The 19032-nt window shown below is 42.4% G+C and carries 19 protein-coding genes; 11 read left to right on the top strand and 8 right to left on the bottom strand.

All coding sequences use genetic code 11. From position 1 onward, the window contains the following. The first annotated feature begins 75 nt into the window (after positions 1 to 75). Complete coding sequence (locus NIE32_RS00245; RefSeq protein ID WP_253051829.1) at positions 76 to 381, top strand: hypothetical protein; 306 nt, start codon at positions 76 to 78, stop codon at positions 379 to 381. 259 nt (positions 382 to 640) lie between these two features. On the opposite strand, the gene fabI is transcribed toward NIE32_RS00245, so the two are convergent. Then, positions 641 to 1417 (bottom strand): enoyl-ACP reductase FabI, encoded by a 777-nt coding sequence (fabI, locus tag NIE32_RS00240; RefSeq protein WP_253051827.1) that lies wholly within the window; start codon positions 1415 to 1417, stop codon positions 641 to 643. A 343-nt stretch (positions 1418 to 1760) separates the two neighbouring features. Here fabI and NIE32_RS00235 point away from each other — a divergent pair, with 343 nt between their 5' ends. Beyond that, a complete protein-coding gene (locus NIE32_RS00235) occupies positions 1761 to 2927 on the top strand; it encodes an FtsW/RodA/SpoVE family cell cycle protein (protein WP_253051825.1) in 1167 nt (388 codons plus the stop codon). 191 nt (positions 2928 to 3118) lie between these two features. After that, positions 3119 to 3859 (top strand): bis(5'-nucleosyl)-tetraphosphatase PrpE, encoded by a 741-nt coding sequence (prpE, locus tag NIE32_RS00230; protein ID WP_253051823.1) that lies wholly within the window; start codon positions 3119 to 3121, stop codon positions 3857 to 3859. Here prpE and NIE32_RS00225 read toward each other — a convergent pair. From NIE32_RS00225 to yjbM, 3 genes are read right to left on the bottom strand one after another with little or no spacing between them, the layout of a single operon-like run. Next, positions 3840 to 4790, bottom strand: coding sequence for an RluA family pseudouridine synthase (locus NIE32_RS00225; protein ID WP_253051821.1), 951 nt, complete (start codon positions 4788 to 4790; stop codon positions 3840 to 3842). The genes prpE and NIE32_RS00225 overlap by 20 nt on opposite strands. A gap of 23 nt (positions 4791 to 4813) precedes the next feature. Next, on the bottom strand, positions 4814 to 5653 hold the full coding sequence (locus tag NIE32_RS00220) for an NAD kinase (RefSeq protein WP_253051819.1): 840 nt from the start codon (positions 5651 to 5653) through the stop codon (positions 4814 to 4816). Between the two features lie 50 nt (positions 5654 to 5703). Further along, the gene (yjbM, locus tag NIE32_RS00215; RefSeq protein ID WP_290443361.1) at positions 5704 to 6339 is read right to left on the bottom strand and encodes a GTP diphosphokinase; all 636 of its coding nucleotides are present in this window, start codon (positions 6337 to 6339) and stop codon (positions 5704 to 5706) included. Between the two features lie 165 nt (positions 6340 to 6504). Here yjbM and NIE32_RS00210 point away from each other — a divergent pair, with 165 nt between their 5' ends. From NIE32_RS00210 to NIE32_RS00200, 3 genes are read left to right on the top strand one after another with little or no spacing between them, the layout of a single operon-like run. After that, a complete protein-coding gene (locus NIE32_RS00210) occupies positions 6505 to 7089 on the top strand; it encodes a CYTH domain-containing protein (protein ID WP_253051815.1) in 585 nt (194 codons plus the stop codon). Positions 7090 to 7096: 7 nt separating this feature from the next. Then, entirely contained in the window at positions 7097 to 7828 is a 732-nt protein-coding gene (locus NIE32_RS14145) for a lytic transglycosylase domain-containing protein (protein WP_290443359.1), read from the top strand. 33 nt (positions 7829 to 7861) lie between these two features. Beyond that, positions 7862 to 8026 carry a hypothetical protein gene (locus tag NIE32_RS00200; RefSeq protein ID WP_253051813.1) on the top strand — a complete coding sequence of 55 codons (165 nt, stop codon included), beginning with the start codon at positions 7862 to 7864 and terminating at the stop codon, positions 8024 to 8026. 315 nt (positions 8027 to 8341) lie between these two features. Here the strand turns inward: NIE32_RS00200 and NIE32_RS00195 are convergent, their stop codons facing one another. Beyond that, positions 8342 to 10036, bottom strand: a complete 1695-nt coding sequence (locus NIE32_RS00195) for a M3 family oligoendopeptidase (protein WP_253051811.1) — start codon at positions 10034 to 10036, stop codon at positions 8342 to 8344. A 164-nt stretch (positions 10037 to 10200) separates the two neighbouring features. Next, positions 10201 to 11445, bottom strand: coding sequence for an MFS transporter (locus tag NIE32_RS00190; RefSeq protein WP_253051809.1), 1245 nt, complete (start codon positions 11443 to 11445; stop codon positions 10201 to 10203). Positions 11446 to 11760: 315 nt separating this feature from the next. Between NIE32_RS00190 and NIE32_RS00185 the strand changes: the two genes are divergently transcribed. After that, the gene (locus NIE32_RS00185; protein WP_253051807.1) at positions 11761 to 12639 is read left to right on the top strand and encodes a LysR family transcriptional regulator; all 879 of its coding nucleotides are present in this window, start codon (positions 11761 to 11763) and stop codon (positions 12637 to 12639) included. Between the two features lie 51 nt (positions 12640 to 12690). On the opposite strand, the gene NIE32_RS00180 is transcribed toward NIE32_RS00185, so the two are convergent. Then, the gene (locus tag NIE32_RS00180) at positions 12691 to 13671 is read right to left on the bottom strand and encodes a YitT family protein (protein WP_253051805.1); all 981 of its coding nucleotides are present in this window, start codon (positions 13669 to 13671) and stop codon (positions 12691 to 12693) included. A 383-nt stretch (positions 13672 to 14054) separates the two neighbouring features. On the opposite strand from NIE32_RS00180, the gene NIE32_RS00175 reads away from it, so the two are divergent. From NIE32_RS00175 to NIE32_RS00160, 4 genes are all read left to right on the top strand, one after another. Further along, positions 14055 to 14960: a DsbA family protein gene (locus NIE32_RS00175; RefSeq protein ID WP_253051803.1), complete on the top strand. Its 906-nt coding sequence runs from the start codon at positions 14055 to 14057 to the stop codon at positions 14958 to 14960. Between the two features lie 175 nt (positions 14961 to 15135). Then, positions 15136 to 16365, top strand: coding sequence for a DNA polymerase IV (locus tag NIE32_RS00170; RefSeq protein WP_253051801.1), 1230 nt, complete (start codon positions 15136 to 15138; stop codon positions 16363 to 16365). Then, positions 16362 to 16727 carry a YhjD family protein gene (locus NIE32_RS00165; RefSeq protein WP_253051800.1) on the top strand — a complete coding sequence of 122 codons (366 nt, stop codon included), beginning with the start codon at positions 16362 to 16364 and terminating at the stop codon, positions 16725 to 16727. The genes NIE32_RS00170 and NIE32_RS00165 overlap by 4 nt, the downstream gene beginning before the upstream one ends. A 150-nt stretch (positions 16728 to 16877) precedes the next feature. Beyond that, entirely contained in the window at positions 16878 to 17054 is a 177-nt protein-coding gene (locus tag NIE32_RS00160) for a hypothetical protein (RefSeq protein WP_253051798.1), read from the top strand. A gap of 50 nt (positions 17055 to 17104) precedes the next feature. On the opposite strand, the gene pepF is transcribed toward NIE32_RS00160, so the two are convergent. After that, positions 17105 to 18919, bottom strand: a complete 1815-nt coding sequence (gene pepF, locus NIE32_RS00155) for an oligoendopeptidase F (RefSeq protein WP_253051796.1) — start codon at positions 18917 to 18919, stop codon at positions 17105 to 17107. Between the last annotated feature and the right edge of the window lie 113 nt (positions 18920 to 19032).

Here is a 19032-nt window from a genome sequence, read left to right as displayed (position 1 = left end):
AAAGCACATTGAAAATCATGACGATGCTCATCTACAAAGCATAATGTAGAGTGGCTCAATAAAAGGAGGGATAAAATGTCAGATGAACGTCGAGATCAGCGGAAAAGAGCACTCGAGATACTTAATTCCTCAAATTCATGGCCGATTTGGCCAAAAAAGAAAAAAAAGATCACTGAAGACCTTGACCAGAAAATAGACTTGAAAAATGTGCCAAGCACGGGTGATGAAGAAGCAGAGAGCATCTTTTATCAGTCATTTAAAGAACGAACAATCAGGGAAACAGAACGACACCCCATTCAGCCATTTAATCAAAGTGAGCGACAGTCTGCTCAGATCGATCCATTTAAAGAAGACAACGCTAACGGCCCAGACAACCAGTGACATTCTGAATACGATGAAAGGAGACTTGAAAAGGAGCTGGGTACAATGGTTTATCGAAAGGATCCTAAGGTATCCCGAAAAAGAAAAGGGCAAAAGAATAAATCCACACAGGAGGCCGATCTGTTCTTTGAAGCACCAAAAAACAACTGTAGTACTTGTGGAAGAGTCACCTGGCATCCGGGACAGACAAAATAAAGAAAAAAAGATACCTGACCCATGAAAAATAGGGGCCAGGCATCTTTTATTAATGATTTGACAATCAGATACTGATAATGTTGAAACCGGCATCAACATGAATCGTTTCACCGGTAATACTTTTCGACAAATCACTAAACAAGAAGAGTGCGGTGTTGCCAACATCTTCCGGATTAATGGCTCGACGCAGTGGCGCTTTTTCTTCGATTACTTTCAGTACACTATTGAAATCGGAAATACCTTTTGCTGAGAGTGTACGAATCGGACCTGCAGAAATGCCATTTACGCGAATGTTGTCCTTGCCAAGGTCGTTAGCCAAATATTTGACACTCGCGTCTAGGCTCGCTTTTGCCACACCCATCACATTATAATTTTTAACGACGCGTTCTCCACCGAGATAGGTCATCGTGACGACACTGCCGCCTTCAGTCATCAAATCCTTCGCTTCCTTAAGCACTGCGGTTAAGGAATAGGCACTGACATTCTGAGCGAGCAGGAACCCGTCACGTGTTGTATTCATGTAGTCTCCGTCTAGTTCTTCTTTCTTTGCGAAAGCAATACAATGTGCCAATCCGTGAATAACGCCTACGTCTTCTTTGATTTTGGCAAAAGTGGTCTTTATTTCCTCATCAATCGTAACATCGCATGCATAGAAAAGACTGTCTTTTCCTTCCAGTGTTGCAGCAAGTTTTTCGATTGGTTCACGAAAACGTTCATTATTATAAGTAAAGACTAGTCTTGCGCCCGCGCGATCAAGCGCTTGAGCAATTCCCCAAGCAATACTTCTTTTATTAGCGACACCCATGACAACATATGTACGTCCTTTAAGTGTTAATTCCATGTCTAATCCTCCCTAGTATCACATCAATCCAAATGATATTATATCATGAAAGCGCGCGAACGTCCTATTCGAGTCTATGAGCACAGAATTTAACCGAAAAACTGATGAACGTTTTCCTCAACTAATGCTTCGAATCGTATTTCTCAGTTTAAATAACGAATTATTTTACTCTATAGTAAAAAAGGTAAAATCCATACGAATAGTATAAAAAGCAATCACCTCACCGCTTTTGAATGATCGCAATCCTCATGATTATTGTTTCTTTTTTTCAAATGATAGGCTATCATGATAAAGGATTATTATCCGTGAAGTAGTGAAATTATTTCTGAAGAAGGATTCATTTATGATGAACAGAGACTCTCTCGCAAAAATAGATTATACACTGTTTTTTATTGTCTTCTTATTGGCATGTATCAGCTATATCTCCATATCGATGGCACCGCTAAGTTCCGGTGCACCTGCGGTCAGTATGGCTCATCGCCAAATCGTATGGTACGTGATCAGTTTCATCTTCGCATTGGGGATGATGCTCTTCGATTATGATCGTTTAAAGCGCATGCACTGGATTTTCTATGGCATCGGCATGTTTCTGCTCTTTGGTCTAACACTTGCTCAGATCGGCTTACCAATCCCATTGGTTGATAAATCACACGGGGCAACAAGTTGGTATATCCTACCTGGAATCGGCCAACTCCAGCCCTCGGAGTTCATGAAACTCTTTATGATTGTTTCACTTGCTACCACTATTGATAAGCATAATGAAGCATATCCAATTAGAGGACTTAGAGAAGATCTGCACTTGTTAGGCAAAATTGCGCTCGTCTCTTTTCCACCATTTGCTCTGGTATTTATCCAACCCGACCTTGGAACCGCACTTGTGATGTTTAGCATTATCATCTCCATGACTCTCGTGAGCGGGATCAATTGGAAACTGATTGTGAGTATTCTCACTTCCATTGTCTTTGGACTGACTTTCTTTGCCATTAGTTGGTTTAAGTTTCCTGCAATCATTAATCTTGTACTCAAATCGCATCAAAAGGATCGATTTTTAGCTTGGCAGGATCCTCAACGCTATTCTTCTGAGGAAGGTTATCAGTTGCTTCAGGCATTAAATTCGATTGGCTCGGGCGAATTTTTCAATCATAAATTTAATCCGGCGATCTCACTTCCTGAATCCTATAATGATTTTATTTTCGCTGTGATTGGTGGTAGTTTTGGGTTCGTTGGCGCGGTAACTGTTGTCTTGCTGTTCTTTCTATTGATATCAAGAGTCATTAAAGCCGCCGTCGAAACGCATGATCCTTTTGGCAGCTATATATGTACCGGCATTGTCGGTATGATTATGTTTCAGGTATTTGAAAATATCGGTATGAACATTCAATTGATGCCAGTTACAGGTATTACCCTTCCCTTCCTAAGTTATGGAGGAAGCTCACTGCTCGCCAGTATGATCTGTGTTGGTTTGGTCCAAAGTGTACGGATGCAAACGCAAAAGTTCATGTTCACCTAAAAACGGTCATTTGACCGTTTTTTTTTACACATAAGTAAGTATCATACGCTGGTGGTGTTTCGTGTAGGCGCAATCGATCATCAAGAAAAACTACATTTTTACACAAACAGATTTGCACTTTCTTTATTTTAAAATAGGCCCGTTTGGAGAAAATAGAAGCTAAAGCTAATTCAACATGAAGGATGAATGGTATGTATGATGTAATTGGAGACGTTCATGGGTGTCTTCGCGAATTTGTTCAACTGACTAAAAAACTGGGTTATCTGTGGCAAAATAATCTGCCCATCCATCCGGATCAACGCAAGCTCGTTTTTGTCGGAGACATCACAGATCGTGGATCATCATCTGTCGCCATGATTCGAATAGTTACACGCTTGGTTGACCAAGGTCTAGCTCTGTATGTGCCCGGTAATCACTGCAATAAACTATACCGATTTCTTATCGGCCGCCATGTGCAAGTTGCTCATGGACTGGAAACAACGGTTCAGGAACTGGATCAGCTCGATGCTCAAGTCCGCGACCAAGTCTCAATGCAGTTTATTAATCTCTACACAAAAGCGCCACTGATTCTCTATTTGGATCAGCAGCGCTTAGTCGTTTGCCATGCAGGTATTCAGGAACAGGATTTAAATCAACCGATTTCGAATCGCATCAAAACTTTTGTTCTCTACGGGGACATTACCGGAAAAAAAGATGTCAATGGACTTCCCGAGCGCCGAGATTGGGCAATGCATTATCATGGAGATCCATTGATTGTGTATGGTCATACCCCAGTTTTAAAACCACGTTGGAAAAATAGGACATTAAATGTGGATACCGGTTGTGTCTTCGGGGGCATGCTAAGCGCCCTTCGCTACCCAGAGATGGACGTTGTGTCCATAGCTTCCTCCATGCCGTATAGTGAAAATCGATTCAGATCGTTTCCAGATTAATTTGTTCATTAATCAATCGCACCATATCTTCTGGACACTGCTTATGAATATGGATCATTTCATCGGTAAAAGGATGAATGAAGGACACTTCGAAGCTATGCAACGCTTGACGGTTGATCTGGTCCATTTTCCCGCCATAGAGATCATCGCCAAGAAGCGGGTAACCGATTGAAGCAAAATGGACCCGAATCTGATGCGTTCTGCCTGTCTGCAGGCGAACAACAACTAATGTCCACCCTACTCCGCGTTTTAGCACTTTGTAATGCGTCACGGACCTTCTTCCAGATTGCCAATCCACCATGCGCTCAATCGCACTCCCATCCTTACGTCCGATCGGCGCATCGATTGTCCCATGATCCTGTAATACATTCCCCTCAACAATCGCTAAGTATCTTCGATGAATATCTTTTCGTTTCTGCATTTTAAAGAACCGCTCATGGCTGAATCGATGTTTTGCAACAAGCATTAGACCCGATGTGTTTCGATCAAGGCGGTTAATAATATGGACTGTTGAAGCAAGATTTTCATTTTTAAAGTAACGAAGCAAGCCATTTGCTAGTGTTCCTGACGGGTATTGATGTGATGGTATGACCGGAATTCCTGCTGGTTTATTCACGATCAGCACGGTATCATCTTCATAAACGATATCGAGATCCATCTCCTCATCAGAAAGAAAGTCACTAGGCGTTTCCTGAGGAAAAATAACTGTTAACCGTTCTCCCTCTTGGAGTACGTGGCGCACAGACCGCTCCTGCCCATCCACAAGCAACTTGCCACCCTTGTACTTAATCGCTGAAAGTGCACGTCGGGATACTTTGATTTCTTTCTTTAAATAGTCCCGCATGAGCATACCTTGCTCGGCAGCACTCATTATTTTTTCAATTGTATAACACTTTTTCTCCATACGAATCGGAACACGGTTGCCCCTCATTCACGTCCTTTACCAAAATAAAATCAACCAATAAATGCATCCCGTACGCGCCGCCAGAATGGAAGTGGCCGAAAACGCGCGAAGCGAATTTTTTCTTTTGCCACACCAAATTCAATTTGGCGTACATTGTCATGGATGCTCGACAAATGATCCAGAGAAAGCGTAAACGAACGATCAGCGACTGGAATCACCTGACAATGATGATGCTCGGGAAGAATCAATGGAGATCCAACGGTACGATAGACTCGATTGTTAATGGATGCAATCTCTGTGAGCTGTACTGAGGGTAATGAGGGATGTATGATTGCACCGGATAACCCCTTATTATAAGCGGTGGAACCTGTAGGTGTTGAGAAGCACAGTCCATCCCCTCTAAAGCTCTCAAATTTTTCGTCTTTAATCATCACATCTGCAACGAGCAACTCATTAACACTTCTTACCGTGCATTCATTCAGTGCCAGAAAATGTCTTGAGGGTTGTACATTCATATAATGAATAGATACGGATAAAAGCGGATATTCAACGCTATTGAAGTCCTTACCAACAATCGATTGAACTAAGTCGTCAACTTCTTCCGACGTCCAGTCCGCATAGAAGCCTAAATGACCCGTATGTACGCCAACAAATGCAGTTTCATTCAAACGGTCCGTATACCTGTGGAAGGCTTGAAGCAACGTCCCATCACCGCCAACTGATATCACAAGATCGGGGTGAATCTCATCATAGACCAGCTTATGCGTTGTGAGCTTTTCAAAAATTTGTTTTCTCAATGTATCTGAAAACGAGTCGCCTCTGTTTTCAATTGCAAACTTTTTCAAAGATCCTGCCGGGACATCCTTTTTATAGATCGGTTTCTCATTCATGTTTCATGAACTCCTTCCCTTGCGCCAATGAATCGGATATGCCCCTCTGGTCATTTCTCATCTTTATTCTCATCAGCATTCTTCTGAAGAAAGCGTCGTTGTGCGACCTGAATTTCATCTCTAATTTGAGACATTTCTTCATCAAGGCGAAAAGCCGCTTCTGCTGCACTTAATAATCGCGTTTTTACATCCGCCGGGATATTCCCGTTATATTTATAATTCAATGAGTGCTCAATTGTTGCCCAGAAATTCATAGCGAGTGTACGCACCTGAATTTCAACCAATATTTTTTTCTCACCATGAACCGTCTGTACCGGGTATTGAACAACCACATGGTAAGAACGATAACCACTTTTTTTCTTCTCACTAATGTAATCACGTTCTTCGACAACAATAAGATCCGTGCGACTCCGGATCAGTTCAACAACTCTGCGGATATCGTCAACAAACTGACACATCACGCGAATACCCGCAAGATCTTGCATCTGCGTATTCAGCTGGGTTAAAGGCATTCCCTTTCTCCGGGCTTTTTCAATAATACTTGGTATCGGTTTAACGCGACCGGTAACGAATTCAATCGGGGAATTTTCTGAGGTTACTTCATACAGATCCCGATACCCACGTAACTTCACTTTGAGTTCATCTACTGCTTGCCGGTAAGGGGCAAGAAATATTTCCCATTCCATGACAATCACTCCATTGTTCCAAGACAAATACAGGTATGGTTAAGACGTTCCCATCCCGAAATTTTATATACCGTCTGTTGTTTCTTCCCCCCCATTATGTCATAATTTAGAAGAACTTACGAGTATCTAATTAGCAACATTGTTGAGGGGCGGGGCGTTATCATTATGGCTCAAGAATTGGAAATTGAATTTAAGAATATGCTGACAGCTGAAGAATTCACTATGCTATGCAAGAGCTTTGGCTTGGAGCCTTCCTCGTTTTTCAAACAAGTCAATTACTACTTCGACACCCCCACTTCCGCATTGAAAAATAAAAGAACGGTACTGCGGATCCGTGATGACGGACGGCAGCACGATTTTACTTTAAAGCAGCCACATGACGATGTAATTCTAGAGACCCACCAACAGCTTAATGATGAGGAAAGCCGATCCATGGTTCATCTAGGCATTGTCCCGTCGGGCGAAATTGAACAAGCCATCACGAAAATGGGCGTTGATCCGGATCAGCTTGTATTGATTGGTGAACTGACCACGAAACGTACTCAGTTTCCTTTTGAATCCGGTGAACTCTTCTTAGACCACAGTTACTATCTTGACCATCATGACTATGAACTTGAATACGAAGCAGAAAGTCAGGCGACCGGTGTTGAAATTTTTCAGAAGCTCCTTCAGGATTATTCCATTCCGCGTCGGCCTTCGATGAGTAAAATGATGCGGCTATATCAAGCGATGCAGTCAAAAAGGAGCTGAACCTCTTATGTCCGTCGATCCAAACACAATTGCTCAACTGTTATCAATGTCTATGCTGTCCGGCAATCAGAGCACCCTCGATCAATCGAGTTTATCATCCGGACAAACCACCAATAATAACTTCTCCAATCTATTAAATACTCTTATATTGCTTATGGAGAACGGTGATGATTCTTCGAGCACTACTACGGAACAATCATCGGGCGGCCTTGATTCATTAGCCTATATGCCTAATATGCTTGAAAGCTCAGCTTCTACAAATCGTTCAGATGGGGACAATCAACTCTGGCAACAACTTTCTTCATCAGTATCCCCACTAAGTCAACATTATTCATCACTCGGAACATCTTCATCAGTGAATCAAACTACGTCGGATTACAACGACACGATTCAAGCAATGAGTAAAAAATATGGGGTTGACGCACGGCTCATTCAGTCGGTGATTGATGCAGAATCTGGGGGCAATGCTCTTGCAACGAGCAATGCCGGTGCACAGGGGCTGATGCAGTTGATGCCTGGAACAGCAAATGCCTTAGGAGTAGATAACCCCTATGATCCAGTGCAGAATATCGAAGGCGGCACTAAATATCTGCGTAAATTGCTCGACCGCTATGACGGTAATTACAGCCTTGCACTCGCTGCGTATAACTCAGGATCCGGAAATGTTGAGAAATATGGTGGTGTGCCACCATTTGCCGAAACACAAGCATATGTCAAAAAAATAATGAATAACATATAAAACGCTCATGCATGAAAGGTGGCTAACCGTTCTATGGATGAAGAACGATTGAAGGAAATAGAACAACGTCTGAATGCAATGGATCGGCAGCTACAAGCGTTGCAAGCTGCTCACCATCGCCCACTCATTGGTTCGAATATCTGGGTGCTTGTGCCCGTAATCGCGATTATCATGTGGGGTCTGAAAGGAATCTTTTAAGCGATCCTAGAAAATTCTGTTAACCATTTCTTTTTTTCCTTGTATAAAACACTCGATGATTAGAATCTCTATAAGCTAGGCAACCGCTCAGTCCTTATTTTACATTGATTTTACTTCGATTGCTGGCACCAGCTGGAACGACCGTGGGCGATCCGTGCGCCTCCACGGTCAACCCACGGTCTGTGGCGCGCATCTGCGCTGTTTTTTTGCAAAAGCCTTATACTTTCTTATTTTTTTAGAAAAAATGAAAAACCTCGTATTGGTCTCATCCAATACGAGGTTTATTCTTTATTCTGCAATTTATTCAGTGACTCATCAGTATTTACTGTCATCCACCTGATCTAGCCAATCCGTAACAGCCTTCACAGTTGAAGCGACACAACCTTCATTAAGTGGTGATTCAAGTCCCGCTGTCTTAACGAGATCCAAAAAGGATTGGCTTCCTCCTTGTTTGCACAAATGCAAGTAATCCTTCCAGGCAGCACCATAATCTTCCTGTGACTTCTTCCAGAATTCAAAGGCGCACACTTGAGCCAGTGTATAGTCAATATAGTAGAAAGGTGATTCAAAGATGTGGCCTTGCCGTAGCCAAAATCCACCCATCTCGAGAAATTCAATGCCATCATAATCGCGGTAAGGTAGATATTTCTTCTCAATATCCTTCCACGCTTGCTTGCGCTGTGCCGGTGTCATTTCCGGATGTTCGTAGACAACGTGTTGGAACTCATCGACACTTACTCCATACGGTAAGAACAAAAGCGAATCGCTCAGGTGAGAGAATCTGCGCTTATCGGCATCTTCCTTAAAGAACAGGTTCATCCATGGCCATGTAAAGAATTCCATGCTCATTGAATGAATTTCAGCGCCCTCAAATGTCGGCCAACGATATTCCGGAATATCCGTATGCGTCGAATAGACCTGGAATGCATGTCCGGCTTCATGTGTGAGCACATCGATATCATCTGCCGTCCCATTAAAGTTGGAGAAGATAAATGGTGACTCATAATCAAAAATGTATTCACAGTATCCGCCGCCCGCCTTTCCTTTCGTGGCAAGCAGATCCATCAGATGATGATCCAGCATAAACTGATAGAATTCGCCGGTCTCCTTTGACAGCTCTGAATACATCTTCTTTCCATTCTCAATAATCCAGTTCGCATTGCCTTTTGGTACTGCGTTCCCGGTTGTGAACTGGAATGGGACATCATAGAACTTTAATGAGTCCACGCCAATTCTTTTCCGTTGCCGTTCATAGAGTCGTTGAGCGGCCGGTACAACATATTTTTTAATTTGTTCCCGATAATTTTTGACCATTTCTTTGTCATAACCGATACGTGCCATTCGAAAGTAGCTAAGATCGGCATAGTTATCAAAGCCAAGCTTGTGCGCGATTTCTGTTCGAATCTTAACCAATTGATCGTAAATTTCATCGAACTCTTTTTCATGATCAGCAAAATAACCAAAATACGCTTCAAGCGCTGCTTTTCTTACTTTTCGATCAGAAGATTGTTGAAACGGGACCATTTGTGCCAGTGTGCGTTCTTCTCCGTCGAATGGGATCTTCGCAGCTGCAATCAGTTTCGTATACCTTGACGCCCATTTGTTTTCCTGCTGCATCAATGGAATGACTTCTGGAGAGAACGATTTGAGCTGCGCTTCGGCAAGTGCGAAGAGCTGTTTGCCCCATTTCTTCTCCAGTTCAGCGCGAAATGGAGAACTTAGCAGCAGCTTATAAAATTCAGTTGTTTTCCCTTCAAAAATAGGCATTGTTTCATCAGTAAAATCATTTTCTTCTTTATAGAAAGGATCTTCAGTGTTAATGGTATGTCTAATTTCAACAAGGCGAAACATCGTATCCAGATGTTTTCGTAAGTGGTTGACCTCTTCAACAGCATGTACTGCATCTTCAAATGTTGCCGCATTTTTCAGCGTATCGAAAGCCTTTTGAAAAGCTTCTTCGTATTTGGCAACTTCTGGTCGTTCGTACTGATAATCTTCAAAAACAGTCATTGCCCAGCACCTCTTTTTTTCTTTCTGCTCATTTCCATAACTTAACTATTATAATATAGAAATCTTGGTGAAGCCAAGCGTCAGCGACAACTGAGCTGTAGTCGATGAAAACAACAAAACGGAAGATCAACTGCATGATTGATCTTCCGTTTTGTTCTTACTGATTAAATTTGTCCTGCAACTTTATGATGATGGTGATGGTGCCGAAAACGATGGCACTCTCCATTCATGACCAGTTTGCGCACAATATAGGCGAGCAAAATACCAATGAAACAGAGAATTGAAATTGAAGCCACAACCCCCGCCCATCCATACCATTCAAGGAATAATCCACCAACAGGGCCAATAACACTGGATCCAACATAGTAGAAAAGTAAGTAAAGCGAAGATGACTGTGCTTTTTCACGCCTGTTGGCTAGAATTCCTACCCAACTGCTGGCAACCGAATGTCCTCCGAAAAAGCCAAACGTAAACATCACTAAACCAAGTATTTTCAAGATTAGGATTGGGGACATCGTGATCAGTAAACCTGAAGTCATCATAATAATACAAAGTGCAATCACCCCAGATCGACTCGTATGATCAGACAATCGTCCCATCCATGTCGAACTAAATGTCCCAACAAGATAGATGATAAAAACAAAGCCAACTAAAGTTTGGCTCAAATTATACGGTGGTTCCATGAGCGGAATACCAAAGTAATTGTACACCGTCACAAAGCTTCCCATCATAATGAACCCGATTAAATAGAGGATGACCAGTGCTGGTGATTCAATATTTTCAAGAAATCCTGCTGTCGTCCTTTTCATCGATCCACGTTTTGCATCAAAATGTTTCGATTTGGGGAGCAAGAGGATAAAAAGTACACACATAACTAAGTTTAGAATACCAAGAACTGCGATGGCTACATTCCAAGAAAAAGTATCACTAAGTGAGCCGACAATCAGTCGACCGGTCAATCCGCCCAGACTGTTTCCACTCACATAGATTCCGATGACGTAACCAAGTACTTTCTTGTCAAATTCTTCATTAATATAAGCCATAGCAATCGATGGATAACCCGCAAGTAGTGCCCCTTGGATAAATCGTACGGCAATGAGTAAAGGAAGATAATGGATGAATCCGACAATTAGAGAAAGAAAGGCTGATGAGACAAGAGCAAGTACCATCACCTTTTTTCGGTCATACATACCTGAAGTGAAGGAAACAAATAATAGAAAAATGGCAAGTGCTCCAGTTGCTGCCGACAAAGTCAGACTAGCAGCAGCCGGTTGCACATTAAATTGAGCCGCAATCACCGCAATGACTGGTTGCGTACAGTAAAGATCCGCAAACATAATAAAACTACCCAGAAACAAAGCCACGAGTGTTCTTTTAAAAGCTTTGCTTTCTGGTGAAATGTAATTCATAGAAAAATTCCATCCTCTCTGTTTCTCTTTGTATCATCCATACTATGACAAACAACAAGTGATGTCTAATATATTCTGTGAATGATATTGATGCATGAAATCTGTTGAATGCACTACTGTGATGCTTTTCTACTTCAATTTTTGGACCCAATACAACAAGAAGCAGAGTGACAAATTCGGATGTTGTTCCTTCTGACACCCCTATTTTTAAAATGATCACAATAAATTTTCATAATGGTGAAATATTTTAGGTTGAATATGTTATCTTTATATTTACAATAGAATAAGCCTCTCAACTTCTAGGAGTGATCATTTATGGAATGGCAGCAGATTGAGTACTTTCAGAAAGTTGCTCAATTGCAGCACATGACGCAAGCTGCGGAAGACTTGTCAATTTCTCAGCCTGCGCTCAGTAGATCAATCGCCCGACTTGAAGAGGAACTCGGTATTTCCCTTTTTGAGCGACAGGGTAGGAGCATCATCTTAAATCAGTACGGTAAAGTATTTCTGAAACACGTGAACCGAATTCTTAAAGAGATTGATGAAACAAAAATGGAGATCAAGTCCCTGCTTGACCCAGAATATGGTGAAGTTTCGTTAGGGTTCTTACACACTCTTGGGGTCAATATGATACCGGACATTCTCCGAGCATTTCAGAAAGAGCATGCCAACATTAAAATCAAGCTCTACCAAAATAACAATGTATCACTGCTCAAGCAGCTTCAAGCCGGAGAAATTGATTTGTGTCTCGTCCATCACTCATTTGATGACCCACATGTTCAATGGGAAAGATTATGGGATGAGGAACTCTTTTTGATGCTCCCTGCGGCCCACCCCCTTGCAAAGCGTGAATCGATCACATTGGATGAAATTCAATCGGAGCCAATGATCGCGCTCAAAAAGGGGTACGAACTGCGTAAAATTGCCGATAAACTCTGCAGAAAAGCAAACTTCACGCCAAACATTACTTTTGAAGGTGAAGAAGTAACGACGCTCGCCGGTCTCGTTGCCGCAGGTTTAGGCGTAGCCTTGCTTCCTGATCAAAAAGATATTGACGATAGCAAGGTAGCTAAGGTTCATGTACGATGGCCGAGCTGTTCACGTCAAATTGGGCTTTCTTGGTATGAAGACCGCGCATTATCACCGGCTTCTACACATTTTAAACGCTTTGTTTTTACTCATTATAGAGATTAAAAATGAGGGACACCGATTATTCATCGGTGTCCCTCATTTTTTTCTATACGTTTATTTTGCAGTGGATGGATTGAATAATTTTTGGAACCGCTCATAGTCCTGAGCGCCGAGCGTCTGTTCCATCTTTTGCGAATGCTCCCCATGCTTCATCGCTTGAATAGCCATTTGTTGCTCTTCAGTGTGAAACGTACCAATAATTTTATTGGTTTCCAAAATATTTGTAAATGCATTCGGATCAATGGCCTTGATTAAGCGTTCCATCTTGTACAATTCATAGTGGCTAATGACCATCATCACCGTACTCTTCTTCGTTCCGGTATAGCCACCATATGAAGGAATGATCGTCATTCCGCGATCAAACTGGTCCTGAATAGCCTCAGTTAATCGCTCTGCCTGATCGGTGATGGTCAACACCGTCAACTTCTGATATTTGGTATGAATCATATCGATCACATAGCTGTTCACAAATCGTGAAATTAACGTATAAAGTGCATACTGCCATTCATAGACCGCACCGGCGATGATAATAATAATACCATTTAAAATTAAAAAGTATTTTCCTGATGAGGCATTACGGTTCCTCCTTGTCAGGAAGATCGCAATAATATCAAGCCCACCGGTTGAAATACCGTACTTCAAAGCAACGCCTACACCAACCGCAGAAATCAATCCACCAAATATTGAATTCAATAAAATATCCGATGACAAAGGGTGTACCGGAAGCACCGTAAGAAAAAATGAGGTCAACATCACAGTAATAAAACTAAATAAAGTAAAGCTCTTCCCTACCCGATACCATCCTAATACAGCAATCGGCAAGTTCAGAATCAAAACCAACAAACCGATCGAAAGATGAAGATGCACCCTGTCAAACAAAATGTCGGAAATCAGCTGAGCAGCGCCATTGATTCCTGCTGCATACACATGCGCCGGCACAAGGAACAAATTCATGCTTATCGCGCATAAGAAAGCAGCACAAATTGAAATACCTGACTTTTTAATAAGTTCACCAATTGCAGAAGAAGTCGCCATTTCTGTCTTCCTTTATTTAAGTGTATTTTTTCTATTTCCTTGGGTCTCAAATTATAGCACCTTCATTTTATGATTCAACACCTAAAGACATTTTCCTAAAAGTTTCATTTATCTCACTAAATGAATTTTCATAATATTGATCGCTCTCGATGAACAACCTTTCCCAAGTACTGATTAGTTGCCCTTATCCTTATGATCTTGTTACAATGTAGTTAGTTTCAGATGACGGCTATCACCGATTCAATGAATGAAACTGACAGAATATAATAAAGGCAGGTTGACTTTATCAATAATGGATAATCCGGATATCGGCAAAGCCTATCTGAGTCAGGCGCCATTTTTGATGCCGTTGCAGTTAAAAATTCTTCTAAAGGTGGGGTTCCATGACACGCTTTGACGAAGGATCAACATGTGAAGGAACACCAGGAAACGAATCATGTACGATCAGACCAAATAAGAAACGGTCCTTTCAACGTGTTGAGATCCTGACTTTCATTGACCCACTTTGTTTTGAATGCTGGGGGTTTGAACCCCTACTGAAAAAGTTTATTTTTCAATACCATGAGTATTTTACATTTCGCGTTTTATTGACAACAAATCATGACACAACAAATCGTTGCCAATTTCACCGTGCAAAAAAAATTGCTGAGGAATGGGACAAATACGCGCGCCTCACCGGTATGTGCTGTGACAGTGACGTATGGCGTGAAAATCCTCCTTCCCCCTATTCCATTGCTTACGCGATTAAGGCTGCTGAATTTCAAGGGGGAGCAGCCGGACAAATTTTTCTCCGCCGTGTTCGTGAACAAATATTTCTTAAAAAGCACGGTTTGAATCAGTTTAATGAACTTTTGGAAGTCGCTCAGCTGGCAGGATTGGATGTTGAAGAGTTCTCTAATGATTATCATTCCTGCCGCCCGATCAAAGCTTTTCAATGTGACCGGCGATTAGCAAATGAATTATCCATTACCGAGTTACCAACACTTGTTTTTTCAGCACCTTGCGATGACTCGGAAGCCATCAAGGTTAACGGTCACTACCCGTATTCAGTGTATGTGCAGGTTTTAACCGAATTATTAGGTGAAGAACCTATTCCGGCTCCGAATCTTCCACTAAAAGATTATTTTCAACAGCAATGCTTTTTGACCACCCAAGAAGTGGCCGTCATTTATGATCTAAGCGAAGAAGAAGCGTTGAAAGAATTACGCAAGCTGCAGCTGCAGCAAATTATTGAACCGATTGTTTTAAAAAGCGGTGCGTATTGGACGTATATCGCCAAAACCAAATAAGCAGTCAATAAAAGCCTTACTTCTTAAAAAATGAGAAGTAAGGCTTATTTTTCTGTTTTTTCCTTTTTGTTCCTGATGATTGCCAATAAAAACGAACATATGTTTTTATTTCCATTGTTAAAAGAACAAATGTTCGTGTATAATAAACGCATATTCACGAATATGAGGTGGCAACATGAATCGGGTCATTTTCCTAATCGATATGCAAACCTTTTATGCTTCCGTTGAAAAGGCGGATTTCCCGGAATTTAGAGATCGGCCTCTGATCGTTGCTGGCGATCCAAAACAGAGAAGTGGCATTGTACTGGCCGCTTGCCCGATCGCCAAGCAATTTGGCGTGCTTACCGCAGAACCGCTCGGCCAGGCACTGCTAAAATGCCCACAGGCAGTCATCCGTTTGCCGCGCATGCAGCACTATATTGATATTTCTACTCAAGTCACACGATTTCTCAATCAATTTACCGATCTGGTGGAACCGTACTCGATTGACGAACAGTTTATTGATGTGACGAATAGTCAAAACATCTTTGGTTCTCCATGGACGATTGCGCGGAAAATTCAACACTGCATGCAAGAACATTTCGGTATCTATGCACGTATCGGCATTGGACCAAATAAGGTTCTGGCAAAAATGGCTTGCGATCATTTTGGCAAAAAAAACAAGACCGGTATTTTCGAATTGAACCGAAAAAATATTGAGCGTTACCTTTGGCCATTGCCTATTGGAGAATTATTTGGCGTCGGACATCGTATGGAGCAACATTTTATCGGAATGGGTATTCGCAGAATCGGGCATCTCGCCCAATATCCTGTACATCTGCTTCGTAAGCGGTGGGGGGTGAACGGCGAGCTGCTGTGGCGAACGGCGCATGGGCTGGACCACGCTCCTGTCTCACCCGGAACCTTTACTGAACAAAAAGCGATCGGGCACCACATGACACTGCCCTATGATTATCCGGATCTAAAGGATATACGCGTTATTCTTCTTGAATTGAGTGAGGAGGTGGCTTATCGAGCGCGTACCAAGCATTACATGGGAAATGTCGTTTCTGTAGGCATTTCCGGCACCTTTGAACGGCACACGGGCTTTCACCGTCAGATTAAGCTGCCGTTCGCCACGAATTTCGGCATGGACATTTATCACGCCACTAACCTACTGTTTACAGAAAGCTGGGATGGACTTCCTGTACGGGCCGCCGCGGTCACACTCGGAGATTTGCAGCCAGCTTCAGCTAATTATCAGCTTGATCTATTTGCCCATCATGAAGAAAAGGAAAAGTTAAGCAGCGCAGTGGATACGATCTATCGAAAGTATGGGAAAACAGCAATTTTCCGTGGCACTTCGCTGATGCCGTCCAGCCAGCTGCGGGCTCGTGCCAGCAAAATTGGGGGGCATTTCAAATGAGTGACGATGAACGCTATCTTCCGGCTTCTGAGATGACACCAGATGAAACCAGAATTGCCACTGAGTATGCACTTTTGCCGCTCATCCGCATGGCACTCGCACGTGATCGCCAAGTCATTGCGATAACCCATACAAAATTCCGTGTACTCTATTTGGAAATTTTTGATGATATCATCCATGAAGTCACGCAGGACTTACGTGAGAACAAGCAAGAACTCTTTGCCCACCACATCAGAATGACGAAACGCGACTGGTTCAGTTATGACGTGTATATCCGCGGACGACTTTTTGACTTCGTCTATCAGAAAAGTGTGGCGATGGATTGGATCCATGAACGTTTAAAAATGTACCTCAGACCTTAACCGAACATTCTCTATTGTCCTACGCATAGGATTTTCATAGCGCCTGTATATTTGGTTAGGATGACGCAAAGTAAATCCATGACCATGGAGGTATTTTTGACTGTTCATCTTCATAAGGTTGTTCTAAGAGAATCTATGGAGGAACGATTCATGAAATCGGTCATATTCTGTCTACTCGCCGCACTGGTTGTATTTCTTTTCTATCATTTTCTACTTGGCCTGCTTCACCTTGAATCGCTATTTATCTCCGGAGCACTGCTCTTCTTGACTATTTTCCTCATGGTCCGCTTTCTGACCTGGCACAGGGGCAACAAGGGTAAGAACTAAAAGACGGGACTGAAGCTTCGGCTCCAGTCCCGTCTTTTAGTTCATGCTTATTAGCTAAACAATAGTTCCTCTGTTTCGTCCAGAACTTTACTGAACACATCCATCGCTTGTTGGACAGGTTTAGGATCCGCCATGTCCACACCCGCCTTTTTGAGCACTTCAATTGGAGAATCTGAGCTGCCCGATTTCAGGTAGTTTTTATAACGCTCAACTGCCGGTGCACCTTCCTGCAAAATCTGTGAGGACAATGCAGACGCGGCGCTATACCCTGTCGCATATTGGTAAACATAATAATTGTAGTAGAAATGCGGAATTCGCGCCCATTCGAGGCCAATTTCCTCGTCAACAACGATATCCGGTCCAAAATATGTTTTATTTAGATCGTAATAAGTCTTTGTTAGAAGATCAGCCGTCAGCGCTTCTCCGGCACGTGCTTTTTCATGAATGATATGTTCGAACTCAGCAAACATGGTTTGTCTGAAGACCGTTCCTTTAAAGCCTTCTAACTGATTATTTAGCAGATAAAGTTTCTTTTTCTTATCATCCGTATTTTCCAGCATGTAGTGATTCAGCAACGCTTCATTGCACGTCGATGCCACTTCCGCCACGAAAATAGAATAATCCGAATACGGATACGGCTGGCAAGTACGTGAATAATAGCTGTGCATTGAGTGGCCTAATTCATGTGCAAGCGTGAACACGCCGTTGACATTATCCTGCCAGTTCAGGAGAACATAGGGCATTGTGCCGTAACTACCACCTGAATAAGCACCGCTCCGTTTATTTTGCGTCTCCCGGACATCAATCCAACGTTTTTCAAAGCCATCCTTGATTACATCAATGTAGTCTTCACCAAGTGGGGCCAGCGCTTTAAGTACAATCTCCTTAGCTTCATCGTAAGTGACTTCAATCTTGGCATTCGGCACAAGCGGCGCATAGAGGTCATACATGTGTAATTTATCGACGCCAAGTGCCTTTTTGCGTAATGCCACATAGCGGTACATCAACGGTAGATTTTCATGAATTGTTTTAATCAGATTGTCATAGACCGTTTCAGGAACTTCATTGCTGAACAATGCGGCTTCGCGTGCCGACTGATAATGACGCGCCTGTGCATAAAAAGTATCCCGTTTGATCTGGCCGCTTAGTGTCGAAGCTAGTGTGTTTTTGAACGCACCATAGGTTTTATAGATCCCCTCAAACGTATCCTTACGAACTTGCCGATTTTCACTTTCCATAAGCGTGCCATAACGCCCATGGGTAATCTCGATGTCCTTTCCATCTTCACCTTTGATTGTGGGAAATTTTAAATCAGCATTATTCAACATCCCAAAAGTGGTCGACGATGCATCGGTTACCTCTCCAACTGCAGCAAGAAGTGCTTCTTTTTCACTATCCAGAACGTGCGGACGGGTTCTAATAATTTCATCGAGTGCACGACGGTAGAGTTGTAACCCTTCATTACTTTCCAAGTAGGTTTTCAAGGTTTGCGGATCAATAGACAGAATTTCCGGAACAACAAAAGCCAGCTTACTTCCGGACACAGCGACTAGATTTCCAGCTCGATCGTGCAGCGCCTGGAAGGTCGCATTTGCTGTGTTCTCGTCGTTTTTCATGTGTGCATAGACAAAGACTTTGTACAAAAGTTCAGTCATTTCATCCTGCTTTTTAAGCAAAGAATATAAATTTTCAGCGGATGCTCCAAGTTTGCCTTTAAACTGCTCAGCTTCCGCAATTAGATCCTTTACTTTATTAAACGCACGTTCCCATGCTTCCACACTTGAAAAGATAGCTTCCAGATTCCATGTTTCTTCAACTGGAATATCCTCTCTCCTAGGGAGCGCATTAGTTTGTTCACCAGCCATTGCGGCACCTCCAATATCGTTGCTTTTCCAAAAAATGTATCAATATTATCCTACTTCTTTTTTCCTTTTTACGCAAAACTAAACCAATCTCAATAGTCTCGAGGTCATCAGGA

It is taken from the genome of Sporolactobacillus kofuensis (assembly GCF_024125425.1).
GTDB lineage: Bacteria > Bacillota > Bacilli > Bacillales > Sporolactobacillaceae > Sporolactobacillus > Sporolactobacillus kofuensis.
Note: the sequence above shows the minus strand (reverse complement) of the source record. Positions and strands in the feature narration are given on the sequence as shown.